We start from the raw sequence: 514 nt of genomic DNA, 5'->3' as shown, positions 1-514 counted from the left end.
GTCGAGATCGGCAAGGCGGCTTCGATAGACGTCGACACCCGCGAGGCGCTGGAAGGCGCCGGCGGCGTGCTGCAGGATTGACAAACCGAAGCCGAAAAACGATGCCTTTGGCATGGCTTTCCGTTTACCCCTTCTGATCGCGACGTTTCTTTTGTTTTCGGGTTTGGCGCATGGCCAAACGCTGCCGCTAAAGCCCTTCAAGGATGATCTGTTTGCCTATCCGGGCACGCTCTCATCCGAGAACAACGGCGCGTATACAGTCGTCGACTATCGCGAGCTGCGCGACATCAACGCCCGCGACAAAGTGCCGGAGCGCCGCGCGCAGGCGCAGTATGTCGACACCGGTGTGCGTAACGTGCAGCGGGATCTGTCGCTGAAGACCGATGCCGGAAATATCCGCCACGTCGGCGTCGGCCGCACGCAAGGCGCCGGCATCATCGTGCTCTATCTGCACGGGCAGGGCGGCAGCCGCAAGCAGGGCGTTGACGACTTCACCTTTGGCGGCAATTTTAAC

General features: G+C 61.1%; 1 pseudogene. It reads left to right on the top strand.

The annotated features are described in order from the left end of the window. Positions 1-112: 112 nt before the first annotated feature. A pseudogene (locus EOA86_RS37840) lies at positions 113-514 on the top strand (alpha/beta hydrolase); the annotation flags it as partial.

This window comes from Mesorhizobium sp. M5C.F.Ca.IN.020.32.2.1 (assembly GCF_004023105.1).
In the GTDB taxonomy this organism is placed as follows: domain Bacteria; phylum Pseudomonadota; class Alphaproteobacteria; order Rhizobiales; family Rhizobiaceae; genus Mesorhizobium; species Mesorhizobium wenxiniae.
This window is presented reverse-complemented; position numbering and strand designations above follow the sequence as displayed.